Here is a 25,969-nt window from a genome sequence, read left to right as displayed (position 1 = left end):
GGAGTTTACTCTACCTGCAACTCCTCAGCAAAATGCGCATATTGAATCGTATCATTCAATACTCGAAAGTGCTGTTTGCCAAAGAATGGAATTTGAAAATTTAGAAAATGTAAGAGACATTATGAACCGTTTCAGAGAGTTTTATAACTTTAACAGAATTCATGGAGGCTTGGGGTATAAAAGCCCCTATAAATATTTACTTCAAAGGAATGTAGACATGAAAAATCCCATTCATGAAGCTGATTTACAAAACAATTAAATCAATTAAAGTGTCCAATTAATTGCATTTGAGACAATATGAGTAAAATACAAAGTAAGTAATTTTATCAAAAGATGTTGAATGGTTAATTTCTTTGAAAATTTGGTAGTACAACCAACAAATTTGGCAATGTTTAAAGCTAAAAAAAATTATGAATATTATAGCTTCTCACCTTTAGTCTTTTATCTACTTTAAGCATTTAAAAAATAGAAAATAATTTTTATAAAGATGTGTAAAATTATTTGTCACCTCTCCTCAGTACATTCAAGAGACGATATACGAATTTTTCACAAGGAATGTAATTCTCTTGTCAAAAGTGGATTTAAAGTTTTTTTTATAGTAGCTGACAGCAAAGGAAATGAAGAGAGAAAAGGAGTGAAAATTATAGATGTAGGCAAAAAAAATAGTAGATTGAAAAGGATGTTAAACTCTACTTATAGTGTTTACCAAACAGCAATTGAGCTTAATGCAGATATTTACCACTTTCACGATCCAGAATTGCTACCTTTTGGGTATCTCCTGAAACTTAGAAGAAAGAAGGTAATCTATGATTCACATGAAGACCTGCCAAGGCAATTGTTAAGCAAATCCTATATAAATCCTATATTCAAAAAAATACTCTCCTTTAGCTTTGAAATTATAGAAGATTTTTTCTCTATATTTTTTGATGGGATTATTGCTGCTACTCCTTCTATTGCCAAAAGATTTGAAAAAATAAATGTTAATACAGTTAATATTAATAACTATCCATTATTAGATGAACTTCTTTTAAATAAGAATCTTCACAATAATTCTGCTATTAGAAATAAAATATGCTATACGGGCGGTATCACTTCGATTAGAGGCATTTATTTCTTATTAAATGCTATTAGAGGCAGTAATCATGTTTTACAACTAGCTGGCGAATTTGAAAATGAATCTTTAAAAAAAAATATTTTAAAAGAAACAGATCAAATTGTATATCATGGCAATTTAAATAGAGAAAAGCTTATTAATCTATGGTCTGAAAGTTTTATAGGCATAGTAAATTTTTTACCAGAACCTAATCATATTAATGCTCAGCCTAATAAAATATTTGAATATATGGCTAATGGGTTAGCAATTATTGGTTCAAATTTTCCCTTATGGAAAGAAATTATTGTCGATAATTTTTGTGGAATTTGTATAAATCCTAATTCATCTGATGAAATTTTAGCTGCACTGAATTATTTAGTTAATAATCCTGAAGTATCCAAAAAGATGGGTAATAATGGACGAAGGTTAGTACTGGATAAGTACAATTGGGAGAATGAGGAAAAAAAGTTAATTAATTTTTATAATAAAATAATAATAAAAAAGTGAAAATAATCACCGTAGTGGGTGCACGTCCACAATTTATTAAAGCAGCCGTTGTGAGCAGAGCCTTTGCCCAATATTCTAATATCCAAGAATTGATTATTCATACAGGGCAACATTTTGACTCGCAAATGTCTGATATTTTCTTTGAAGAAATGCAAATACCTAAACCACATATAAACCTGAATATAAATGGCCTCTCACATAGTGCTATGACAGGACAAATGCTAGAAGGAATTGAAAATATACTACTACAAGAGAAACCTGATTATATGCTTGTGTATGGTGATACAAATTCTACTTTAGCTGGAGCATTAGCAGCAAAAAAACTATGTATTCCTGTAATACACGTTGAAGCAGGACTTCGTAGTTTTGAAATGAAAATGCCTGAGGAGATAAATCGTATTATTACTGATAGAATAAGCGATATATTATTTTGTCCTACAAAAATAGCATATGAAAACTTACAAAGGGAAGGATTTAATAATTTTCCTTGTAAAATTGTAGAAAGCGGAGATGTAATGTTTGATGCTGCTCTATTCTATGCTGAACATGCAAGCAAAAAATCTAATATTATAAAATATCTTAATATTAATCAACCTTTTATATTATCTACAATACACAGAGCCGAAAATACTGATTCTATAATTCGCTTAGAAAATATAGTAAATTCTTTAAATGAAATTAGTCTTACATGCCCTATAATATTACCTATACATCCACGAACAAAGAAAATTATCCAAAGAAGTGGGCTAAACATGAATTTTACAGTTATTGAGCCTGTTGGATATTTTGATATGATTGAATTGTTAAAACACTGTAAACTAGTGATGACCGATAGTGGAGGCTTGCAAAAAGAGGCATATTATTTCCAAAAGAATTGTATAACATTGAGAGATCAAACAGAATGGAAAGAGCTAGTAGATAATGGCTATAATATATGTGTTGGAACTAATAAGGAAAGAATACTATATGCGTTTCATTACATGCTTAACACTAATAATTATTTTAATACGACCTTGTATGGGCAGGGAGATGCTGGTAATAAAATTGTAGATTTTTTAAATAACCACGCCTTATAAAAAGTTGAAAACTATATTAATTTTAACTCAATACTTTCCACCCGAGGTTGGAGCACCTCAAAATAGACTATGGGAGTTAGCAAATTTTCTGTCTCAAAAAGAATTTGATGTAACTGTTTTAACAGCGTTGCCAAATTATCCCGAAATGAAGATTCATAAAGAATTTAGAAATAAATTTATAGTACGAAAAAAGGTAAACCAATTGACAATTATCCACTCATGGATATATGTGCCTTCAAAAAAAACTTTCTTTAAGCGATTACTCAATTATTTCTCTTTTGTATTTAGTTCTGTAATAGCTTGTCTTTTTTTAAGAAAAAAATATGACTATATATTATGTGAATCACCTCCTCTCTTTTTGGGAATTTCTGCCATTTTCTTATCATGGTTAAAAAAATCAAAACTTATCTTTAACGTTTCAGACTTATGGCCAGAAACAGCAGAAAAATTAGGGTTAGTAACTAATAAGTTTCTCTTAAAGTATAGTATTTATCTTGAAGAATATATTTATAAAAAGTCAGATTATATAACTGGGCAAACGCAAGGTATTGTAAAAAATATAAAGGACAGATTTCCAGATAAGAAAATATTCTGGTTAAAAAATGGCGTCAATTTATTATCATATAAAAATAAGTATGTACTTAATGATTGGAGACGTGAAATGGGAATAAGCAAAGACTTTTTTTTACTATTATATGCGGGAATTATTGGCCATGCTCAAGGTTTAGAAGTAATACTAAAAGCTGCCAATCTTCTTGGAGATTACTCTAAAATAAAATTTTTTATTGTTGGAGAAGGCCCTGAGAAAGATAGCTTAATATCCATAAAAGAAAAACTTCAGTTAGAAAATGTTGTTTTTTTAAATGGGCAAAAAAAAGATAAAATGTATGATATATTAAATGCTATCAACGCAAGTATTGTTCCATTGCGAAAAATAGATTTGTTTAAAGGTGCTATTCCATCAAAAATATTCGAAAATCTTGTTACTAAAAAGCCTATTTTATTAGGAGTTGATGGTGAGGCAAAAGAAATTTTTGCTGTTCAAGGACAATGTGCTCTATATTTTGAGCCAGAAAATGAAATAGAATTAAAAGAGCAAATAATAAACCTTTACAATAATACTAACTTACAAAAAGAATTAGGAGAAAATGGGTTAAAACTTGTTAAATTAAAGTTCGATCGTAATATTATTGCACAAGATTTTATAGATTTTATTCTAGAGTAAAAATCTATCTAAGAATTTTTTATAAGACTTTCGCCTTTGCGAAATCTTTTAAAAATGGTTAAATTGTTTATATGCTAACGAAAAAACAATATGTTGAATATTTATTGAGTATATCACTCGATTATACAAGTACGAATTTTGCAAATCATTTAGATAATGTTAGCCGTGATTCAATATGTGATTTTCTAAAACGGGAAAGCTTTACTGACTAACAACTATGAGAACTAACAAAGCCGTATTCAAACAAGATGATTCTGAAAGTTATCTTATCTGTGATGATAACGTTCAATATAGGCGATACACACGTTTTAAAGAATTAGTCAAGAAACAATATTCTGGTAATGAACATGGAACCGTTAAAGGTATTGAATTAGTAAATTTAATACATTCATCAGGTAAGGATGGCGATTTTTACCCGATTGATTATCGCATTTATACACCTGATACAGATGGCAAAACCAAGAATGATCATTTTCAGGAGATGTTTCTCAGAGCTATTACTGATAAAAATCTCAAAGCACGAACTATCTTATTTGATAGTTGGTATGCTTCAGTAGATAATCTCAAACTGATAAACCGAAGCGGTTGGACTTTCTTTACAACACTAAAGAGCAATCGTACAGTTAGTATCAGTAAAGAGCAAGGATACATTCATCTTGATATTATTGAATGATCTGAAAAGACACTTCAAATGGGTAATATGGTCAAGTTAAAAGAGGTTCCTTTCTTAGTGAAACTGTTCAAGATAGTGTCCCAAGACGGGCACATTGACTTGGTGATTACTAATTCCCTAGACCACAACTTTAGGGCTAACGACGGAAAAGAAAGTAATGCCGTCAGATGGCAGGTTGAGGAGTCTCACAAAGGGTAAAAACAATTAGCTGGCGCTGAAAAGTGCCAATGTCGTACCGCTCATTCACAAAGAAACCACTTAGCTTTTTGTTATTACGCTTAGTTATCTATTAAAATCAAAGCCAAAGAGCTAAATCAATCTTTATATCAAGTTAGAAATAAATTATTGACAGATTTTTTAAAAATGTAATTAAGAAAACCGCAGATTTTAGCTTTATAATCCATCTCTAAGCGAAAGTCCTATTTTATTAATGATTGTATTTTTAATTGTTTGAATTTTTCTTTGTAAAATGCATATGCAATACTAAATTCTATGTTTCATATAACTGTAACTCTAAATATACAATCCTAAGCAAATTATTATTATATGGATAAAAATAGCGAAGTATTAAAAATTAAACTTAGATATGATAAAAGAAAGGGGAAAAATCATGATACTAATTGGATTTTCAGCTTCTTTATTCAATCAGAACGAGAATTTATTTATACTAAGATAGTAAGAAAATTCACTTCTCAATTAAGTAAAATTAAGATAATTGAAATAGGAGCCGGAACTGGGAGTAACTTATTGTTTTTTCACCGAATGGGGATTCCTTTTACAAATATATATGCAAATGAATTACTTGAAGATAGAGGAGCTGTTTTAAAAAAAAATCTACCTATTCCAAATATTTATATTGGTGATGCTTGTGAACTTAATTATAATGAAGAATTTGATATAGTTTTTCAATCTACCGTTTTCACTTCAATATTAGATGATGAATTCAAAAAAAAGCTAGCAGATACTATGTGGGAAATGGTAAAAACAACTGGAATTATTCTTTGGTATGATTTTAAGTATAACAATCCTAATAATCTAGATGTAAAAGGGATTGGCAAAAAAGAAATAAAAATGCTTTTTCCATTGGCAAAAGATATAGAATTTTATAATGTTACTTTAGCTCCTCCTATTGGCAGACGAATTGGGAAACTATATAATATTCTTAACTTTTTTTTACCTTTTTTAAGAACACATTTAATAGCAGTAATAAAAAAATAATATAAATGATTCCATTTTCTCCTCCATATATTGACAATAGCATTATTGAGGCTGTTACTGAAACATTAAATTCAGGGTGGATAACAACAGGCCCTAAAACAAAAGAATTTGAACATAAGATTGCGAAATTCTGCAATATTTCTCACGTTTTGGCCGTAAACTCTTGGACTGCAGGAGCAGAATTGCTATTACATTGGTTTGGAATACAGCCAGGCGATGAAATTATTATTCCTGCTTACACTTACTGTGCAACAGCAAATATAATTATTCATTGTGGAGCAACTCCTGTAATGGTAGATGTTACCGAAGATTTTTGTATAGATATTGAAGCTGTTAAAAAAGCTATAACTTCAAAAACAAAAGCTATTATTCCCGTAGATATAGGTGGCTTACCAGTAAATTACAGTGCCTTAAATAAAGTAATTTATGAAAATAGGGACATTTTTCAGCCTAATAATGAAAAGCAACAGAAACTAGGTAAAATTTTACTACTTTCAGATGCTGCTCATTCCTTTGGAGGATTAATTGATAATGCTTACGTAGGAGCTTTTGCTGATTTTACAGTATTTTCATTTCATGCTGTAAAAAACCTAACTACTGCTGAAGGAGGAGCAATATGTATAAACCTACCCGAACCATTTGATAACAGTGAAGTCTATAAAGAACTAAATATTTGGTCTTTACATGGCCAAACTAAGGATGCCTTAGCAAAAACTCAGAAAGGCGCATGGGAATATGATGTTATAACTTCTGGATATAAGTGTAATATGACTGATATTCTTGCTTCTATTGGTTTAGTTGAGCTAAAAAGATATAAATCTGAGATCTTAATTAGAAGAAAGCAAATAGTAGAAAAATATAATACCATTCTAAGAAATTATGAATGGGCTCTTTTACCTACTACCATTGATCTTTATAGAGAATCTTCATATCACCTGTATCTTTTAAGAATTAAAGGTTGCACTATTTTACAAAGAAATGAAATAATAAAAAAGGTTTTTGACAAAGATGTTTCAGTAAATGTCCATTATAAACCTTTACCTGAATTAACTTTTTACAAGAATTTAGGCTATAAAATGAATGATTTTCCTGTGAGTAAGAAACTATGGGAAAGTGAAATATCCCTTCCAGTATATTTCTCACTTACTGATGAACAGATATCTATTATTGCAAATGCTATTATAGAATCATATAATGAAACAATAATGCAATGAAAAGAGTATTTGATTTTTTTCTTTCCTTATTAGGTTTGTTGCTTATTAGTCCAATCGTTTTTTTAATATGCTTGTTTATTAAACTTGAAAGTAAAGGAAGTTTCTTTTATCTACAAGAGCGAATTGGGCAAAATGAAAAACCATTTAGGTTATTTAAATTTAGAACTATGTATATGAACTCTGATAAAAAGAGCTTATTAACTATCGGCATGAATGACTATAGAATAACAAAAATTGGCTATTATTTGCGCAAATATAAACTTGATGAGTTACCTCAATTAATAAATATATTAAAAGGAGAGATGAGTTTTGTTGGACCACGACCAGAGGTAAAAAAGTATGTAGACTTTTATACTAATGCTCAAAGAGAAGTATTAAAACATAAACCGGGAATAACTGACTATGCATCTTTAAAGTTTTTCTATGAAAATGAAATATTAGCTCAATCTGAAAATCCAGAAAAAACTTATATTACTGAAATTATGCCTGAGAAAATAAACATTAATTTAGCGTACATTAATAGTAGAAAAAACCTCTCTAATGACATTAAAGTAATTTTTGAAACCGTTTTAAAAATTATTAAATAAATTTGCTTTACCATTAAATAAAATTTATCTTAAATGTTTTAATTCTCTAAAACTTTCCTATATCTTCGTTGCATAAAAATAAGAGGAGCATTTAAATTTTATATTGTTATGAAAAAACTTGTATTATTATTTCTCAGCATTACTACTTTTAGTAGTGTTTTCGCGCAAAAAGACAATGTGGGTATTGGTACTACAAAGCCAGATCAATCAGCAGTTTTAGATCTAAATTCTCAAACTAAAGGTTTTTTAACTCCACGTATGACATTACAACAACGTTCAGCTATTCAAAGTCCAGCTAAAGGTTTGTTGATTTATCAGACCGATATGGTAGCTGGATTTTATTTTTACAATGGTGATGAATGGAAAACATTAGGCGCAGATGCAAAATCAAATTCGATTGCTGGTGTAGACGGAGACTGGACATTGTTAGGCAACACTGCCCCAGCAGGCAGCTTTATAGGAACTAAAAATTCAGAACCTTTTAGAATTGTTTCTGGGAATTACTTGTCTGGTTATATAGATAATGTTAATTTTAACTACTTTGCTGGATACAAAAGTGCTGGAAGTGCAGTTGGTGTATATGATAAAAGAGCAGCAATAACAGGTACTGCTAATACTGGGGTAGGTGCACTTACATTATTTAGTTTAACGACTGGTTCTAGTAATATGGCTATTGGTTCAACAACTTTGTATGATAATACTACTGGTAGTGATAACGTTGGTATTGGAAGATCTAGTTTAAGAAAAAACACAACTGGAAACAATAATTTAGCAATTGGTACATACTCTTTATACAATAATTTAACAGGTGCTAATAATTTAGCAATAGGCTGGGGAGCTGGGGAAAACAGTACAGGTTCAAATAATATCCTTCTAGGATATCAGGCAGGTAGAAGCGAACTAGGTTCCGACAAATTATATATAGCTAACTCTAGCACAGCAAATCCACTTATTAAAGGCGAATTTGATAATAAAAATTTGAAAATTAACTTAGGTGCTACAAAATCATCAACTGTCGGTTTTTTAGCGGTAGGTAATTTTGATTCATCCTTCCCAATGCCAGGCGCTTTAACTTCAACAGCTAATTCATACCGTTTGATTGTACAAGATGGTATTATTACTGAAAAGATAAAAGTTGCCGTGAAAGGTACTAATGATTGGGCTGATTATGTTTTTGAACCATCTTATCAGTTAATGTCTTTAGATAAAGTTGAGTCTTTTGTAAAAGAAAATAAACATCTACCAAATGTGCCTTCTGCTGAAGATATGTCTAAAAATGGCTTGGATGTTTCGCAAACAAGCGCGAAATTAATGGAAAAAATTGAAGAATTAACTCTTTATATAATTGAAATGAATAAAGAGATTAAGTCGTTGAAAGCTGAAAATGTAAACTTTAGAAAAGCTATTGAGCAAAAATAATTAAATCTTAGAAAAAACCCTTTGACAATAAGCCAAAGGGTTTTTTATTTGCACAATCCTATGAGCAACAATAGTTTTTTAGTTTATTTATTATTTCGAATTACCGATTAATAAATTTCCAAGTTGTTTTCCCGTAAAAGTTTGTCTTAAATTAAACAGTAACTATATTTGTTTAATTTTCTATCCATAACAATAAAATATATTTCCCTATGACCAACTTTTTACGTAAATATACCGAAAAGTTTGCTTCGAAATGGTTAATTCTTTTGGTTGATTTACTTATCTGCTTTGTTACATTTACAATAGCTATTTTTGTCCATTTTAACTTTGAATTAACTTATGTAGAACCTTCTATTTATAAGTACCACTTATTGTTTGTCTTAAGTATTAGAGCCATATTCTTTATTTTCTTTAAATCATACGAAGGTATCATTAGACACACAAGTATGGAAGATGCAGCTTTATTACTAAAAGTTGTAACTATAAGTAGTATTTTCATTTTCTTACTTTCTAATTTCGGTTGTTATCATAATATTATCTATCTGTGTATACCTCCTCGAATCACTATCATAAGCTACTTTATTACTCTTTTTGCTCTTATTTTTAGTCGTTTCCTTGTAAAGGGTTTATATGACTCTTTCTTTAGAAAAATTAAACTAACCAGTTCTGTAATTATTTATGGAACAGGATATATGGGCTTGATAACGAAAAATAGTTTATTAAATGATAAAGTTAAGAATTACAAGGTTTTGTGTTTTATAGACGATAACTCTCAAAAAATTAATAAAACTGTTGAGGGGATTAGAGTACTATCTAGAGATGAAGCTATTGAGAAGTATCTAACTAATTCTAATTCAAAAGAAGAAAATATTGAAGTAATATTTGCTATACAAAATATTAGTCCATTGGCTAAAGCAAAAATCGCAGAAGATTTCCTTACAAAAGGAATTATTTTAAAGTCTATACCCCCTATTAATAAGTGGATAAAAGGAGAACTAACTACCAAGCAAATACAAAGGATTGAAATTGATGACCTTCTAGAAAGGGACCCAATTGCTATTAATAACAAGTTTGTAGAAAGATTCATTAATAATAAAAGAATTTTGGTGACTGGAGCAGCTGGTTCAATCGGAAGTGAATTAGTAAAGCAATTAATAAAATTTTCTCCAAAAAAGATTATTTTGGTAGATCAAGCTGAATCAGCATTGTATGACTTAGAAAGCGAACTAATTCGTACATCATTATCTGAAGATAGAGAAGTACCCAATATAAGAGTTGATGTCTACGATGTAACTAATGAAAAATTAATGGATAACCTTTTTTATGAGGAACAACCGCAAGTAATATTTCATGCGGCTGCATATAAGCATGTTCCTTTAATGGAAAAGAATCCTTATCAAGCTGTTAGAGTGAATATGTTGGGAACAAAAATTGTTGCAAATCTTGCATCTAAATATAATACAGAAAAATTTGTTATGATTTCGACTGATAAAGCCGTAAATCCAACTAATGTAATGGGAGCTACCAAGCGTTTAGCTGAAATGTATGTACAAGGGTTAGATAGTCATCATAATAACAACACAAGATTTATTATAACTCGTTTTGGTAATGTACTTGGCTCGAATGGTTCTGTAATTCCTTTGTTTAAAAAACAAATTGAGAAAGGTGGCCCTATTACAGTAACGCATAAAGATATTATCAGATACTTTATGACAATTCCTGAGGCATGTCAATTAGTACTTGAAGCAGGAACGATGGGGAAAGGTGGAGAAATTTATGTCTTTGACATGGGCAAGCCTGTAAAAATATTAGACTTGGCAAAGAAAATGGTGCAATTATCAGGACTTGAGTTAGGTAGAGATATTCAAATTACTTTTACAGGTTTAAGACCAGGTGAGAAGTTGTATGAAGAGTTATTAAACAGTAATGAAAATACTCAACCGACTTATCATCATAAAATCATGATTGCTAAAGTTATACCTGAAGATTATGATTTATTAAACATAGCCATAAAAAATATAGAACTGGCTATTGCTAAGACCGACAATAATCTTATTGTTACAGAGCTAAAAAAATTAATTCCAGAATATATTAGTAACAATTCGATTTATGAAAATTTAGATACATTAGAAGAAAGTTCTTTGAATAGCTAAATAACCACCTAAAGTGTATGGGAATAATTTACCCTCATTTACTGCAATATTAGTAATTATACTAAATTTAAGTAAATTATATTTAAACTTGCATAAAAATGTAGTAGCTCTATCATTTATCGGTAAAAAGTAACTACCTAAGTTATGAATTAATACTATTTTTGAGCAATATTCTACATTTTTCCCTTTACCCTCTATTCCGAAGGAATATGATTCTACTCTATTTAGGATATACGAAGAAGAATATTTCTCCAAATTTCTATTGGCTAAGACATTCTTATCTACAAAATTAATAGGCGATAATAATGGTGTTCCAATAGTATTATTTCTATAAGTCCAACTATCTGGATAAATTGAATTATTAAAATAGTTATCCCCCCCCCTTAATTGTGGAATATCATCATTTCTATCCTCAGGTCTTCCACCTTGATTCATTGTATTCAGATATTCAAAATTAATCCGAATAATCCCTTTAAATGCATTTTTCCTTTTTATAGAAATTCCCAATAAACCATCTTGTATATTGTTTAAATAAAACAAAGATCCATCATCATAGATACTTTGTCTATAAAATAATATATCAAAATTTCTTAAATTAAATTCTGTAGCCAAATCAATTGATCCTAAATGATTGCCTGCTCTATTCCAAGCTTCATTCTTAGGACTTCCGGTATTCAAACCTTCTCCATTCTTATTCAGGCTTACACCAGTCACTACTTTTAAGTAAGTGTTGAAATCTGATGGAAATCTTGAAATTAAATCTCCCGTTAGATTGTCAATAAATGGTGTTACTGGTTGTCCCCCCCATTGAACTTGATGACTAAACCCTGAATAAAGTTTAATTTTCCAATTTGGCTTTCCTAGCCTTGCGTAGAGATATTTTTGATGAAGATAAAAGTTTCGGACTTTCCCATTATCAAACAAGCCATGACTAAAAGCTCCTTTGATAGAGATCAATCCATTTCCAAGAATTGGCGTGTAATTAGGAATGGACAATTGAATTTTAGGTAAAGGCAAAGCATTTCCTGACCAAATATATGAACCTGAAGAAAGTGTGGTATCAACAAGTCCTACCAATTCTTTCCGTCGTCCGACATAAAATTCAAATACACCATATCTTATCTTGAAATACGCTTCTGGTAAGAGTATCTGATTTGCTTTTCCAACATTTAAAATAGTATTTACTCCATATCCGTAAGAAAATCTATTTAATTTATTATTGCTAGTATATGTAGAGTCATATTCTTTAACAGCAGCTCCTTTCAGGGCAATAAAAGGAGTCTCTAATGGAACTATGCCATATTGATTTGCGTGGATTAAAAATGGTGTTTTTCCAGAAGTTGAAAGATAAATACCGCTTTCTAATTCATAATTTATCTTTTTAAAAAAACTTTGCCCTAAAGCGCAGAACTTAGTTAGAAAAAATAAAAGAATAATTTTATATACTAAATGCATAGATAGGTGTTTTTTGCAAATTACTACCATTTTTTAATAATAAAAAAACTAATACCTATATTCTTACCATAGAGTTGGCCTTGATCTAAGGCTAAATTAAATTTCAAATTAACATTTTGCTTTATAATAGGGTAGCTAACAGAAATTAAGCTGGAAAATTGTTCATCGTTTTTATCTCTTCTAAAACTAAAGGAGCCCAAACTTGAAACTAATGAAGATTTTATCTCGTAATTATATTTACCAGCTTTCCCCATTAAAGCGATATAATATGCCTGAATACGATTATCAACAGTAAATACAGGGTACTCATTCAGTTTTATTTTTTTTACAAGGTCTATATTTGGAAGAATTAAAGCATTTCCAATAGAATTATCTAAATATGCCCACCCGTCTCTATACTGCCCATGATTAAAATAGTCTTGCCTCTCTCCATAGTGGGTTTCTTTTTTCCCTATCCATTTGGCAAATTTAGTAATACCTTTACCCTGCCTTCTAGAATCAATATAGCCGAAGTTAATTTTATATAACTGCTGTTTTTCATTTTTAAAATCAAAACTCAATGAATAATTCCCATCCATTGATAAAAAAACTTCCGGCATTTGACCATCTTCATAAGGGGTTTGACGATAGAAAGAAATATCCGCCAACGATGTCTTTATTAGAACGCCTAAATCTACACTCCCCAAATGATTCCCGAACCGATTAAGTGTTTCGTACCCATTGTATCTTGCATTTGGAGGAATTTTCCACCCAAAGGGTAAAACGATATTTAAATAAACGAAGGGATCTGCTGAAAAGAAGCCATCTCTTGTATAAAAAGTATTGTCTTTAAAAATCTCTGAATACCCCCCCCATTGCACTTGATGGTTGATTCCTCCATAGAAATTTACGTTCCATGAATCTCGGCCGATTTTACCATATATCCATTTTTGGTGTAAATAATATCCTTTCGTATAGTGTTGATTACCAAACCAGCCATGGACATAAGCACCTTTAATAGAAATTAACCCATGGCCAATAATTGAGGTGTAATTGGGTATCGCTATTTGGACTTTAGGCATTGGTAACGCATTACCAGACCAAATAAAAGAACCAGCACCGAGAGTTGTATCAACAAGCCCTACTATCTCTTTTCTTCGTCCTGTATAAAATTCAAAGCTCTTAAAACGAAACTTTACATAGGCTTCCGGCAAAAATATTTGACTCTGCTTGCCCGCATTCACCGCAAGCTGAACACCATATCCAAAGCTAAATTTTCTTATTTTCTTAAGGTCATTCTTAGTAGAGTCATATTCTTTGTGAGCACTAGCTTGTAAGGCTACAAAAGGGCCTTCAATTGGTATAAGACCATATTTATTGGCTCGCATCCAGAATGGAGTCTTTCCTGATAGGTAAGTGCCCGTTCCTACTTGATACTTAATATCTGAAAGTATTTTTTGATTTTGAGCATTAGTATAACTATTCAGAAAAAATAATATAGAAAGGAGTGTAAGGAAATTTTTTATCATAGAGTATGTTTTATCTTATAAGCAAAAATCTACCAGTCTTATTTACTTCTGTTCCATCGAATAATTTAGCGTAAATTTTATAAGTATAAGTATCAACAGGTGCTGAAGTTCCTTGAAAACTCCCGTCCCAAGTTCTAAGTGGATTATCAGAACTAAAGACAGGATTTCCCCATCTGTTATAAATCTGAAAGTCAAAGTTAGCAATTCTTCTGAATGTACCTTTTACTTCAAGATTATCATTCCATCCATCATTGTTTGGTGTAAAGGCGTCTGGTAAAAGTAGTTTAACAGATACAGGCATTGTATAAATATTAGAATAACTTATTGTACCATCTGATCCAGTAGTTTTTATTCTAAATTTGGCCTCTTCTTCAAACTTACTTAAATTTGGTATATACTTCAATTGAGTTGCAGCTAAAGAAATTACAGTAGATATTGCCCCAGTATGTTCATCATAGCTTTCTACTTCAAAAGTATCAATGCCTGTATCACCAAAAGGGGGTCTATCGGTCCATACTAATTCATTTTTAGACGCTTCCGATAGAAAGATGGTACAGAATGATGGAGATAGTGCTGAAGTACTCCCGCATTTATCTATAAAATCTATTGCATAACAATATGATTCTTTACTGGCATCTACAGATCCGTCTAAAAAATTCTTTGAAGCCGTAGATGGAATACTATCTATTTTTTCAAAACTACTATTGTCTAGCTGATGAAGTCGGTATTTTTCAATATCCAGTTTCCAGTTACTATTATCTCTAAAATCTATTTTTACTGTGTTGTTATCATTTACACTTGCAACAGTTTCTGTCAAGGCATCTGGTACAATAGTTTTTCTATCAATACATTGGGTCTGAGAAACTACCGCTGTCTCTATATAAGTAGAACCTGTATATCCGGCATAGGAGCTAGTAACTTTTGTCGAAAGTGTATAACAGTATTTTTTATTGCAATCAGCCGCATCATCTAAAAAAGGACTGGATACATTATTAAATGTAGTACTTGTTGTTGTTCCATCCTCACTTCTGATGATCTTCGTCTCTGATTGATTAATATTCGTGTAGGCTGCGGTCTTTGGGACTCGTCCAACTGTAAACCCATTCCAAGTTAATTTATTATCATCATCACTCGCTTCCAGTTTAAAAGGCATAGTACAAACCTCATTTGAATATTCTGAACAGACAGTACCTAATCTCGCAACAAGAAAACACTGACTTTTTGTTTTATCAGTTACAGGCATTTTAAAGGTTCCGGCCTTTACCTTGTTAGGCAAAGGATTTGCTAGATTCCCTTGCTGGTCAATTGAGCGACTGAAAATATTATATTCAGCATCAGGGTTACCCTCAAGTGTAATTGTAGCTTCTGTCCCTGCTTCATTTAAATCAATTTTCTCAATCCTAGGAAACATATCACCTCTATCCATGATAATAGTCATTGGTGTAGCTGCCGGACAACTAGTTAGTGTAGAACCAAACCCTTCTACAAGAACGTTCTGGGTTGGAGCAGCAGGAAAACTCTTTTGAATAGTATATGGCAGTACTGTTGCTACAGGCACATTGACTATACTTCCATCACTCCATTTAATTCTATAAGAAGTGTAATTATTAGCAGGAGTATCTCTGATAGTCAGTCTAAGAATAGAATTGTTACATGCCTCGTAGCTAACGTCTGGTTTATTAGTGGCTCTTACCGTAACTACTTTACAGGCATACATATCTTTCCCGTTTTTCTTCCCATATTGTAAGACAATGTAGTTAGCTGGTTGCGCAAAAGCCCAGTCGGCATTAGGCCCATCTTTAGCAGGAATGCCTGGAAGTGCTGAGATGGCTTGCCCACTATAACCGAAGACATACTTTATATTAGTTCCACCTGATAAGTCTTTAACATCGACTTGTTGACCAACACAAGCCACAACAGTAGCATCAAAATTACCTACTTCAATACCATTCGCGGCTGTCATATCGCAAATGCCTTGAGAATAGGCTGAAATTGAAACAAGAAGAAGTACAATTATTCTCAATAAACTCTTCATTTACTTTTAAAAATTAGCAAATATCCGGACTACAAATTTCCTAATAAATAACGTATCAAGACAACAATAATTCTGTTTTTCTTTTGTTTTTTATTTAATGGTCATATTTATCTTTTGTGCTAAAAATATAACTAATCAGACTAAACGCAGGCTCTCAAATTCTTTTCCCAACACTATTTTACCTTTCATGTCCAACCAGTCTTGTAGTAGTGAGGCATAAATTTGTCGGAAATCAAGTGAAAACTTTAAATCACCTTCATCCAGATTAGTTAAATCCGGTGCTTCATTCAATACTTTCGGGCGTTTTAGGTTCCCACCTATCAGAAAAACATTATTAGCTGTGCCGTGGTCTGTGCCTACGCTGGCATTTTGTTTTACTCTTCTGCCAAACTCCGAAAAAGTCATGATAACTACTTCATTCAGTTTATTATTTTTCTGTAAATCGCTTACAAATGTATTCATGGAGTCAGCATAGTTTTTCAATAACCTTTCCTGCTGATTTAACTGATTGAAGTGGGTATCAAAACCTGAAATACTTACATAGTAGACATTCGTTGGCATTTCGGACACAATCAACTCGGCAATAGTTTTAAGTCTTTGCCCTAATTCACCCTGTGGGTATTGGCTCTGGCTTTTATAAAACTTTGATTTGGCGTGTAAAAACTCGGCAGAAGATGAAGTTTCAGCCAACGTTTTATACATATACGCCAGATTTTCGTTCTGACCCATTGGCGTAACCTGAGAAACTTTGTTGACAAACTCTCTGCTTACCTGCTTATATAATTTTTCAGGATCCTTTACTGCTAATGCTTTTACCTTCTCTCCCTTCATTGATAAACTCAAGGTATCATCTATTTCCAAGGCACGATATGGCACACATTTACCTTCGCAATTATTATCTAAATAGCGGCCTATCCAACCGGTGTTCAGGTACTCTGTTGATTCACTGGCTGTGTGCCAGATATCCATCGAACGGAAATGTGAGCGGTCGGGATTAGGATAACCCACATTATTAATAATACTTACCAAGCCCTCGTCATATAAGCGACGAATGCCATCCATAGCCGGATTCAGCCCTAAATTATCATTCAATTTTAGCACTTTATCAGGCGCAATGCCTATCGTTGGTCGGGATTGGTAGTAGATGTCGTTGCGGAATGGAATAATTGTATTCAGTCCATCGTTTCCGCCTGATAGTTGAACAATGACTAAGGTTTTATTTGATGTCTGACTAATACCCAAATGCTCTCTTTCGTAGGCTTTCAGAAAATTAGGTATTAACATCCCTCCTACTGTTGCTAAAGCGGATTGTTTGATAAACTCTCTTCGTAATGCCATAGCTATATATATTTTGAATAGTAGAAAATCTTTTAAACTCATTGGGGAGACATCAGCAAAGCTGATACTCCGGTAGCATCATCAGTGCTATTGAAGCTTTTTTGACATTTTCAGGTTTGGAATCAGTTTTGATTTTATCCTGAATGCCTTGAACAACTGCTTTAGTTGAAGAAACCTGCAAAACAAAATCATTTATTTCAGCCATGAGTTTTGGTTCTTTATCAGGAAAATCTTTGGCATAGATTTCCCAGTTTATATTAGCGCGGAAACTTCTTTTGCGGGTCTGATAGTCGGTATTAATATCACCATCACTTTTGGCATTTATTTCAGGCTGTTTATCCGTAAAAATCAATGCCGGAATTTGCATTCTGAATAGTAGACTTGAGCTATCAATCCAGTTTTTGCCGCCCGGCCAGCCTGCTACATTAGGTGGGTATAACAATACCTGACCTAATACCCTTTGAATAAAGAGGTTCGTCTGTTCTTCTTCGAAACTTAGCCCTAAAGTTCTTTTTAAGCCAACTAATAATTCAACCGGAGATTTGACATGAGTACCAATATTCTGCTTGTCATAAAACCAATCTGAAGTATAGATATTTTCGAGCAGGTCGGCTATATCGTAGTTCGTTTTGTAAAATTTTGCAGCTAAATCTTTTATTTTTCCCTGATGCCAGGGATTAGAAGTGTTTTCGTTGACGAAATTCTGATAGATTTTAGTGGTAATAAAGACAGCCGTTTGTTTATTCTCCAAAATCATCTGAATAATGTCCTCCCCCTTGAAGAATCCCTTTTTACCAAAAACCGTTTTTTCTTCTTCATCATGCTGTCTTTCACGGAAGATGAAATTGCCTTTGATGTCAAAATCCCAACCGGTGAAAGCTTTGGCTACTTCTTTGATGTCTTTCTCTGTATAATTTCCTCGCCCAAGTGTAAATAGCTCCATTAATTCACGGGCGAAGTTTTCGTTAGGGCTTCGTTTTTTATTCTGCTTATTATTTAGGAATTGCAGCATGGATGGTTCTTTTGAAACCGCCAGCAACAAATCTCCAAAGTTACCCAGCGCATATTTGCGAAGTGTATTGACATAACTCTGTGAAAAGGAAGCGTTGATACTCCTCGCGACTAAATGCCCATGCCAGAAAAAAGCCATTTTTTCTCTTAAAACACCTTTATCTATACTCATTAAATCAAGCCAGGCAATATTCAGTTTGGCTTGTTCTTCTCTTCGTTCTTTTTGAAGTTCTTTCAGCTTGTCGCGGTCGAATCCTCCTGCACCATTCTCTTTCTTTTCCATTCTCATTTCCCGCAACTTTCTAAAATCTCCGGCTACATCAGGCGGTTCTACCACAGCAATAGGCACGAAGTTTTCTGATTCTTTTAGCATTTTTTTGAAAACCTGCTTTGCGGAATGTTTTTCGGCCTCTTTCACAACAGAAAGCGTTTCTCCGAATCCGGCTCGCCAGAATAGATGTTGGGCATGCTTTTGTAACATAGCTTAATGGTTAAGGTACATTGGTTTAGATTGAGAAAAACAGACCAAGGTTTAATGTATGAAAGGTTGTCTGGTAAGATTTAATCTCATTTCTTGATTTTTTTTGTCTTAAATCTGTTTTCTATCTATATGGCAGCCTAAATCTCTGCTATCAGTATTACGCCTTGGACTAAAAATGCGTATCTTTGCACTCTATTTGGGTAAGGACCCATTTTCGCTTATTATTATGCACTACAAAGAGTATAAATCAGTCAACTACGCAGCAATTGCTGACGAGATTCTTGAATTCTGGAAAGAGAACAAAATATTCGAGCAATCTATCGAGGTAAGAGAGGGTGCACCTACTTTTACTTTCTTTGAAGGACCACCCTCAGCAAATGGAACGCCGGGTATTCACCATGTGATGGCTCGTACGATTAAAGATATTTTTTGTCGCTATAAAACACTTCGTGGGTATCAGGTAAAACGTAAAGGCGGCTGGGATACACATGGATTGCCGATTGAGTTACAAGTAGAAAAAGAACTGGGTATTACCAAAGAAGATATAGGTGTTAAGATTTCGGTTGAAGATTATAATAAGCAATGTCGTGAAACGGTGATGCGTTTTACAGACCAGTGGAATGACCTGACCGAAAAAATGGGTTATTGGGTTGATTTGGATGATCCCTATATCACTTATAAAAACGAATACATAGAGAGTATCTGGTATTTGCTGAAAGAGTTTTACAACAAAGGTTTATTATATAAAGGCTATACCATTCAGCCATACTCTCCTGCGGCCGGAACAGGGCTTTCGTCACATGAGTTGAATATGCCTGGTACTTATAAGGAAGTAAAGGATACTTCTTTGACGGCCCAGTTTAAAGTAAAAAAATCGGAGAAATCGGACTTTTTATTTGAAGCAGCACAAGAAGATAATGTCTATATATTAGCATGGACAACTACGCCCTGGACACTTCCTGCTAACTCTGCGCTTACGGTAGGTAAAAATATTGATTATGTATTGGTGAAGACCTTTAATCCATATACTTATTTACCTGTAAATGTGGTTTTGGCAAAAGTTCTGGTAAGCAAATATTTATCAGAAAAAGGGCACGATGGAGATTTTGAAGGTTTTGAAACATCAGATAAAAAACTGATTCCATGGACGATTCTTGGAGAATTTAATGGTTCAGAACTAGAAGGTATTGAATACGAACAATTATTGCCTTATGTGCAACCTGAGGTAGCCGCATTCAGGGTAATCATCGGTGATTTTGTGACTACAGAAGACGGTACAGGGGTTGTGCATACTTCGCCTACCTTTGGTGCTGACGACTTTCGTGTAGCACAACAAAATGGTATTCCGCCCATCATGGTTAAGGATGAAACAGGCAAAGATGTACCGATTGTTGACAAACGTGGCCGTTTTGTAAAAGAGATTACAGATTTTGCTCTGGAATATGTAAAAGAGCAATATCTGACAGAAGCAGAAAAAGAAACAGAGTGCCAGAAACAAGGCCGTGATAAATATTTGTCGGTTGATGAGCGTATCAGTATCAAACTAAAAACTGAAAATAAGGCTTTCAACGTTCAGAAGTTTGACCACCCTTACCCACATTGCTGGCGTACTGATAAACCTGTATTGTATTATCCTCTGGATAGCTGGTTTATCCGCACTACGGCTATGAAAGACCGATTGGTGGCTCTAAATAAAACCATTAACTGGCAACCGGAAAGCACCGGTACCGGACGTTTTGGTAACTGGCTGGAAAATGCCGTTGACTGGAACTTATCTCGTAGCCGTTACTGGGGAACACCACTACCAATCTGGAGAAGTGAAGATGGCGAGGAGGTTTGTATAGGATCTTTAGAAGAGTTGAAAAATGGCATTACTCATGCCTTGAAAGATGATGCGTTATCAGCAGAACAAAAACAGAAGAATGCTTATTTCCTGGAGTTGTTAGCTGAAAAAAAAGAAGATTTACACCGACCTTATGTAGATGAGGTATATCTGGTTTCGACAAGTGGCAAAGTGATGCAACGTGAAAGCGACCTGATAGATGTCTGGTTTGATTCAGGAGCAATGCCTTTTGCACAATGGCATTATCCGTTTGAAAACAAGGAAATCTTTGATAATAGCTATCCGGCCGATTTCATTTCAGAGGGTGTTGACCAGACCCGTGGCTGGTTCTTTACCTTGCATGCTATTTCGGGTATGTTATATGATTCTATTGCCTTTAAAAACGTGGTATCAACCGGATTGGTATTGGATAAAAATGGCAATAAGATGTCGAAGCGTTTGGGTAATGCGGTGAATCCGTTTGAAACGCTTAAGAATTTCGGTGCAGACCCAACCCGCTGGTATATGATTACCAATGCAGAGCCCTGGGATAACCTGAAGTTTAATATCGAGGGAATCACGGAAGTGCAACGTAAGTTCTTTGGTACGCTTACCAATACATACAATTTCTTTGCGCTGTATGCCAATCTGGATAATTATAAAATGACGGAGTCTGACCGTGTGCCATACGAGCGTTTGCCCGAAATGGACCGTTGGATTCTATCAAAATTAAATACATTGGTAAAGGAAGTGGGCGAGCAATACGAAACCTATAACCCTACGAAAGCAGGGCGATTGGTACAGGATTTTGTTTGCGACCAACTCTCTAACTGGTATGTGCGTTTGTGCCGTCGTCGTTTCTGGCAAGGCGAAATGACAGAGAATAAGCAAGCCGCTTATGAAACGCTTCAACATTGTTTGGTGGTTGTTTCGCAATTGATGTCGCCTATCGCTCCGTTCTATGGCGATTGGTTGTATAGAAATATGACTGATTGTATCCGTGAAGAAGCGAAAGCGAAGAGAACTCATTTCTTGCACGAGTCAGTACACTTTACGCAATGGAATGAGTATGATGCGAGCATGGTTGATGCGGATTTAGAAGAATCGATGGATTTGGCGCAGAGAATATCTTCTTTGGTTCACTCGTTGCGTAAAGGACATAAAATCAAGGTTCGTCAGCCTTTGCAAAGAGTGTTGATTCCGGTATTGTCTGAAAGCACACGTGAGAAAATCCGCCATGTAGAAGAAATCATCAAGTCGGAAGTAAATATCAAAGCTGTTGAATACCTGGATGATGATTCGGGTATCCTGAAGAAGAAAGTAAAACCTAATTTCAAAGTCTTAGGCCCTAAGTATGGCAAAGATATGAAAGAAGTAGGTAACTTTATCAATTCTATGACAGCCGAGCAATTGAAAGAATTAGAGAAAGGCGGTGAGCTTTTCACGAACTCGGCTTTGGCAGCTTTCTCATACCTGAAATTGGAAGATGTGGAGATATTGACAGAAGATGTTCCGGGATGGTTAGTAGCCAGCGAGGGAGGCATTACAGTAGCTTTAGATATGACAATCTCAGAAGAGTTAAGGAATGAGGGCATCGCCCGTGATTTTGTGAATCGTATCCAGAACTACAGAAAAGACAATGGTTTTGAGGTAACTGACAAAATCAATATCACGTTACAAAATAATAATGAGGCACTTGTAACAGCGATAGCAGCAAATAAAGAGTATATCTGTCAAGAAGTACAGGCACTCTCTTTAAATATCTTACAAGACGGTATTCAGGATGCCAGTGAGATTGAGATGGATGAATTCTTATTGTTGGTGAAAGTTGAAGTAGTTAAATAAGATTCTCATAGATATAGAAAAGGTGGAGAAATCTCCACCTTTTTTTATGTCTTAGCTATATGTTTAATACCATCTAGCAATCTATCCAAATCATTCAAAGTAGTGTAAACGTGCGGAGTTACGCGAACGCCATCCAGTTTCTCCCATTTCACAGGTGAGGTATGAATTTTAAATTTACCTAATAATTCCCCCTCAATTTTTCCTCCTTCTAAACCCTCTATACCAAAGTGTGCTAAGGCACCCGAAAACTCCTGTTTGAGTGATGTATTTAGTTTAAATTTAGGAATATTACTTTGTGCTTCTTTTGCCCAGTAGTTTTTCAGGTATCTTAAGCGTGCTTCCTTGCGGGCATTGCCAATAGCCAACTGAAAATTAAGTGCCTGACCAATGGCCTGTTCAATCATAAAAGATCTTGTACCAAGGTTCTCAAATTTTCTGATATTATCTGAATTTGGTTTATCATTTGGTAGCAATGGGAATACTTTGCTGATCTTCTCTTTCTTCATCCATAGCATACCTGAGCCGATTGGGGCTGATAGCCATTTATGCAAACTTGTGCCGTAATAATCACCTCCTAAATCAGGGATTTTATATTCTAAATGGGCAAATGAGTGTGCGCCGTCAATTACTACTTCAATTCCTCTTTTATGTGCTTCGTCTGCAATTCGTTTGACAGGTAATATCTGGCCATTCCAGTTTATGACATGCGTAATATGTACTACTTTGGTTTTAGGGGTCATTTGCGCCACATACTTTTTTACAATCAAATCATTGTCTTCAGCAGGCAAATCCAAATCAACATAATTGATTTTAAGTCCCTCTCTCAATTCTCTTTGTCGGTAGGCATGCAACATATTGGGGTAATCATAAAGAGACATGACAATCTCGTCTCCTCGTTGCAATGGCAAACCTAATATGACCGTATCTAACGCCTCAGTTGCATTACGGTTAATGGCAACCTCTTCAGATGATACTCCGGCATATTTTGCCAGGTTTTCCCTCAGCGGTTCTCTGCCTTGGTCTAAGATGCGCCACATAAAATAACTGGGAGCTTCATTTGCCAATTTGCCATAACGCTCAACCGCATTTTGCACTACTAAAGGGGCAGGACTAACACCGCCATTATTCAAGTTGACAATTTGGGGGGAAACAGTATATGCTTGCTGAATCTGATACCAGTAATCTTCATCAGAAGCTAATTCTTCTGCTGTTTTATCAGGCTTTAACTGACTGATTCTAACCAGGTTATCTTTAGAAAGTACTTTCAGCGATGGCAGAAGAGATACTCCTGTAATAGCGGATAGTTTTTGGATGAAGTTTCGACGTGAGTCCATGTCTGGTGTTTAGGTATTGAGTGCGTGCGAATATACTGAAAACCCTGACGCATACAAATACTGGTATTGTTTTTATTATTTACTTACAATAGAATGTATGAATGTTACTATACAGGCACAAAAAAATCCCAACCATCAGGCTGGGATTTTTGTTTTACGCTATTCTCTGCGCCACTATTCCAAACTCAAACCATAACAAGTCGTACGTGATGCACTTTGATAAGTACCACAAATCATGACTCCTTCATCTCCATTTTGTTTCGCTTCTTTAATCGCTGCTTTGAAGTCGTTTACATTGTTGACTTTCTTTTCGCCTACTTTCAATACCACAAATCCTTCACGCATTTGAGTATAGTCTGCAATATCACCATCATAAATTCTCTTTACTACCACACCACCCGACACACCGAATTTTTGTTTTTCTGCTGATGAAAGTTCGGCTAAATCAACACCTAACTTTTCAAAAGTACTGTTGCTTTCAACTACTTCTTTTTTCAGAAAGTCTTTGCCTCCATCACGGTTGCGTAAGGTTACTTCAAAGTCTTTCAGTTTACCATCGCGTGATACAGTAACAGTTGCTGATTCTCCCGGACGTTTACGACCAATCATTTCCTGTAATCTTGGACCGCTTTTAGTATCTACACCATCTACTTTTACAATTACATCGCCTTTCTGGATACCGGCAGCTTTAGCAGCACCGTTATCAACTACATCGGCTACATAGATACCTTCAGATACCTTAGAACCAACTTCTTCTGCACGTTTGCTATCTAACTCTACCAGATTAATTCCTAAATATCCACGTTGTACGTTACCGTATTTCACAATATCGGCGGTTACTTTCTTCACAATGCTTGACGGAACTGCAAAGGCATAACCAGCATAAGCACCATTCGGGCTTGCAATAGCTGTATTAATACCGATTAACTCACCTTTCAGATTTACTAATGCTCCACCGCTGTTTCCAGGGTTTACAGCTGCATCCGTCTGAATAAATGACTCAATAGCATCGCTTGTTCTTTGTTGACGGTCATCGCCGTTACGTCTGAACATCTGTTGTTGCTTTTGTGCTAAAATACCGATACTACGACCTTTTGCGCTCACAATACCTGCAGTTACGGTAGACTCCAGGTTGAAAGGGTTACCTACCGCTAATACCCACTCGCCTACTTTTACGTTATCAGAGTTAGCAAATGCCATTGCAGGGAAGTTTGAACCTTCTATTTTAATAACTGCAATATCAGTCGATGGATCTGTACCTAAAACTTTAGCTTTATAAGAACGGTGATCAGAAGTTACTACTTCTAATTCATCAGCACCTTCTACTACGTGGTTGTTAGTGGCAATGTATCCATCGTTTGAAATGATTACACCCGAACCCGAAGATTCTTGTTGCTGACTTCCGCCGCCACCGCGTGGCATGCCAAACGGAGAATCATCGCCGAAGAAATCATCGAAGATAGAGCGTTGTTGACGCACCATTCGTGATGATTTTGCTTTGATGTGTACTACTGAAGGAGTTGATAATTCTGCTGCATAGGTGAAATCGCCCGGAACGGCGCCACCTCCCGGGTAGTTGGCTAAACGATTGATAGAGGTTGGTGATGAGGCTTCGTTAAAAATTACATCTTTTCCTTCAAAACCCAGCATACGATACCCACCTATGGTAACGATACTACTGGCAAGAGCAATACCGATTGTTTTTAATGTGTTGTTCATAGTTCTTGACTGCTGATTTAAAACTGAATTATTCTGATTACACTGATCGGGACTCCAATCATAAGTAAAATATTTTCAAATCCGACTCTCTTTTTTTATAGGGTAACAAAAAATAGTGTTTTGTTGTTTTATACAAATCTAACGCAAAACTATTTATGATAATTCGAAGTACTATTGTTTTTTAACAAATTTTAACGATGGGCTTTTCTGATATAATTAAAGGGCAAGAAACGCTTTAGAATCCTGCCCTTTTATA

18 protein-coding genes are annotated in these 25,969 nt (G+C 34.2%); 11 read left to right on the top strand and 7 right to left on the bottom strand.

Features of this window, described 5'->3' with window-relative positions:
* The 10 genes from H1R81_RS26365 to H1R81_RS26320 all read left to right on the top strand — a co-directional run.
* On the top strand, positions 1 to 259 hold a 259-nt coding region (locus H1R81_RS26365), incomplete at its 5' end, for an integrase core domain-containing protein (protein WP_181843753.1).
* A gap of 228 nt (positions 260 to 487) precedes the next feature.
* Complete coding sequence (locus H1R81_RS26360; protein WP_181843752.1) at positions 488 to 1,600, top strand: glycosyltransferase; 1,113 nt, start codon at positions 488 to 490, stop codon at positions 1,598 to 1,600.
* Complete coding sequence (gene wecB, locus H1R81_RS26355) at positions 1,597 to 2,676, top strand: non-hydrolyzing UDP-N-acetylglucosamine 2-epimerase (RefSeq protein ID WP_181843751.1); 1,080 nt, start codon at positions 1,597 to 1,599, stop codon at positions 2,674 to 2,676. The genes H1R81_RS26360 and wecB overlap by 4 nt, the downstream gene beginning before the upstream one ends.
* A 4-nt stretch (positions 2,677 to 2,680) precedes the next feature.
* Positions 2,681 to 3,901: a glycosyltransferase family 4 protein gene (locus H1R81_RS26350; protein ID WP_181843750.1), complete on the top strand. Its 1,221-nt coding sequence runs from the start codon at positions 2,681 to 2,683 to the stop codon at positions 3,899 to 3,901.
* A gap of 217 nt (positions 3,902 to 4,118) precedes the next feature.
* Complete coding sequence (locus H1R81_RS27365; protein WP_220275324.1) at positions 4,119 to 4,574, top strand: transposase; 456 nt, start codon at positions 4,119 to 4,121, stop codon at positions 4,572 to 4,574.
* A gap of 546 nt (positions 4,575 to 5,120) precedes the next feature.
* Positions 5,121 to 5,792, top strand: a complete 672-nt coding sequence (locus H1R81_RS26340; RefSeq protein WP_181843749.1) for a methyltransferase domain-containing protein — start codon at positions 5,121 to 5,123, stop codon at positions 5,790 to 5,792.
* Positions 5,793 to 5,797: 5 nt separating this feature from the next.
* Positions 5,798 to 7,006, top strand: coding sequence for a DegT/DnrJ/EryC1/StrS aminotransferase family protein (locus H1R81_RS26335; RefSeq protein ID WP_181843748.1), 1,209 nt, complete (start codon positions 5,798 to 5,800; stop codon positions 7,004 to 7,006).
* Positions 7,003 to 7,593 (top strand): sugar transferase, encoded by a 591-nt coding sequence (locus tag H1R81_RS26330; protein ID WP_181843747.1) that lies wholly within the window; start codon positions 7,003 to 7,005, stop codon positions 7,591 to 7,593. The genes H1R81_RS26335 and H1R81_RS26330 overlap by 4 nt, the downstream gene beginning before the upstream one ends.
* A 108-nt stretch (positions 7,594 to 7,701) precedes the next feature.
* Positions 7,702 to 9,012 carry a hypothetical protein gene (locus H1R81_RS26325; protein WP_181843746.1) on the top strand — a complete coding sequence of 437 codons (1,311 nt, stop codon included), beginning with the start codon at positions 7,702 to 7,704 and terminating at the stop codon, positions 9,010 to 9,012.
* 209 nt (positions 9,013 to 9,221) lie between these two features.
* The gene (locus H1R81_RS26320; RefSeq protein ID WP_181843745.1) at positions 9,222 to 11,165 is read left to right on the top strand and encodes a nucleoside-diphosphate sugar epimerase/dehydratase; all 1,944 of its coding nucleotides are present in this window, start codon (positions 9,222 to 9,224) and stop codon (positions 11,163 to 11,165) included.
* On the opposite strand, the gene H1R81_RS26315 is transcribed toward H1R81_RS26320, so the two are convergent.
* The 5 genes from H1R81_RS26315 to H1R81_RS26295 form a co-directional block, all read right to left on the bottom strand.
* The gene (locus tag H1R81_RS26315; protein ID WP_181843744.1) at positions 11,139 to 12,620 is read right to left on the bottom strand and encodes a capsule assembly Wzi family protein; all 1,482 of its coding nucleotides are present in this window, start codon (positions 12,618 to 12,620) and stop codon (positions 11,139 to 11,141) included. The two genes, H1R81_RS26320 and H1R81_RS26315, sit on opposite strands and share 27 nt — an antisense overlap.
* 23 nt (positions 12,621 to 12,643) lie before the next feature.
* Entirely contained in the window at positions 12,644 to 14,128 is a 1,485-nt protein-coding gene (locus H1R81_RS26310) for a capsule assembly Wzi family protein (protein WP_181843743.1), read from the bottom strand.
* Positions 14,129 to 14,138: 10 nt separating this feature from the next.
* Positions 14,139 to 16,091: a gliding motility-associated C-terminal domain-containing protein gene (locus H1R81_RS26305; protein ID WP_181843742.1), complete on the bottom strand. Its 1,953-nt coding sequence runs from the start codon at positions 16,089 to 16,091 to the stop codon at positions 14,139 to 14,141.
* Between the two features lie 207 nt (positions 16,092 to 16,298).
* Entirely contained in the window at positions 16,299 to 17,501 is a 1,203-nt protein-coding gene (locus tag H1R81_RS26300; protein ID WP_181843741.1) for a DUF1501 domain-containing protein, read from the bottom strand.
* A 52-nt stretch (positions 17,502 to 17,553) separates the two neighbouring features.
* On the bottom strand, positions 17,554 to 18,993 hold the full coding sequence (locus tag H1R81_RS26295; RefSeq protein ID WP_181843740.1) for a DUF1800 family protein: 1,440 nt from the start codon (positions 18,991 to 18,993) through the stop codon (positions 17,554 to 17,556).
* A gap of 226 nt (positions 18,994 to 19,219) precedes the next feature.
* On the opposite strand from H1R81_RS26295, the gene ileS reads away from it, so the two are divergent.
* A complete protein-coding gene (ileS, locus tag H1R81_RS26290) occupies positions 19,220 to 22,660 on the top strand; it encodes an isoleucine--tRNA ligase (protein ID WP_181843758.1) in 3,441 nt (1,146 codons plus the stop codon).
* A 44-nt stretch (positions 22,661 to 22,704) separates the two neighbouring features.
* Here the strand turns inward: ileS and H1R81_RS26285 are convergent, their stop codons facing one another.
* Both H1R81_RS26285 and H1R81_RS26280 read right to left on the bottom strand, forming a co-directional pair.
* Positions 22,705 to 23,994: an aminotransferase class V-fold PLP-dependent enzyme gene (locus tag H1R81_RS26285; RefSeq protein ID WP_181843739.1), complete on the bottom strand. Its 1,290-nt coding sequence runs from the start codon at positions 23,992 to 23,994 to the stop codon at positions 22,705 to 22,707.
* 174 nt (positions 23,995 to 24,168) lie between these two features.
* Positions 24,169 to 25,713 carry a Do family serine endopeptidase gene (locus tag H1R81_RS26280; protein WP_181843738.1) on the bottom strand — a complete coding sequence of 515 codons (1,545 nt, stop codon included), beginning with the start codon at positions 25,711 to 25,713 and terminating at the stop codon, positions 24,169 to 24,171.
* Between the last annotated feature and the right edge of the window lie 256 nt (positions 25,714 to 25,969).

The sequence above is a fragment of the Emticicia sp. BO119 genome, assembly GCF_013912375.1.
Lineage (GTDB): Bacteria > Bacteroidota > Bacteroidia > Cytophagales > Spirosomataceae > Emticicia.
This window is presented reverse-complemented; position numbering and strand designations above follow the sequence as displayed.

What these genes read in the sequence shown, in the direction of transcription:
- H1R81_RS26360 (WP_181843752.1), top strand. Translation starts at nt 488, where the DNA reads ATGTGTAAAATTATTTGTCACCTCTCCTCAGTACATTCAAGAGACGAT.
- H1R81_RS27365 (WP_220275324.1), top strand. Translation starts at nt 4,119, where the DNA reads ATGAGAACTAACAAAGCCGTATTCAAACAAGATGATTCTGAAAGTTAT.
- H1R81_RS26340 (WP_181843749.1), top strand. Translation starts at nt 5,121, where the DNA reads ATGGATAAAAATAGCGAAGTATTAAAAATTAAACTTAGATATGATAAA.
- H1R81_RS26335 (WP_181843748.1), top strand. Translation starts at nt 5,798, where the DNA reads ATGATTCCATTTTCTCCTCCATATATTGACAATAGCATTATTGAGGCT.
- H1R81_RS26330 (WP_181843747.1), top strand. Translation starts at nt 7,003, where the DNA reads ATGAAAAGAGTATTTGATTTTTTTCTTTCCTTATTAGGTTTGTTGCTT.
- H1R81_RS26325 (WP_181843746.1), top strand. Translation starts at nt 7,702, where the DNA reads ATGAAAAAACTTGTATTATTATTTCTCAGCATTACTACTTTTAGTAGT.
- H1R81_RS26320 (WP_181843745.1), top strand. Translation starts at nt 9,222, where the DNA reads ATGACCAACTTTTTACGTAAATATACCGAAAAGTTTGCTTCGAAATGG.
- H1R81_RS26315 (WP_181843744.1), bottom strand. Translation starts at nt 12,620, where the DNA reads ATGCATTTAGTATATAAAATTATTCTTTTATTTTTTCTAACTAAGTTC.
- H1R81_RS26310 (WP_181843743.1), bottom strand. Translation starts at nt 14,128, where the DNA reads ATGATAAAAAATTTCCTTACACTCCTTTCTATATTATTTTTTCTGAAT.
- H1R81_RS26305 (WP_181843742.1), bottom strand. Translation starts at nt 16,091, where the DNA reads ATGACAGCCGCGAATGGTATTGAAGTAGGTAATTTTGATGCTACTGTT.
- H1R81_RS26300 (WP_181843741.1), bottom strand. Translation starts at nt 17,501, where the DNA reads ATGGCATTACGAAGAGAGTTTATCAAACAATCCGCTTTAGCAACAGTA.
- H1R81_RS26295 (WP_181843740.1), bottom strand. Translation starts at nt 18,993, where the DNA reads ATGTTACAAAAGCATGCCCAACATCTATTCTGGCGAGCCGGATTCGGA.
- ileS (WP_181843758.1), top strand. Translation starts at nt 19,220, where the DNA reads ATGCACTACAAAGAGTATAAATCAGTCAACTACGCAGCAATTGCTGAC.
- H1R81_RS26285 (WP_181843739.1), bottom strand. Translation starts at nt 23,994, where the DNA reads ATGGACTCACGTCGAAACTTCATCCAAAAACTATCCGCTATTACAGGA.
- H1R81_RS26280 (WP_181843738.1), bottom strand. Translation starts at nt 25,713, where the DNA reads ATGAACAACACATTAAAAACAATCGGTATTGCTCTTGCCAGTAGTATC.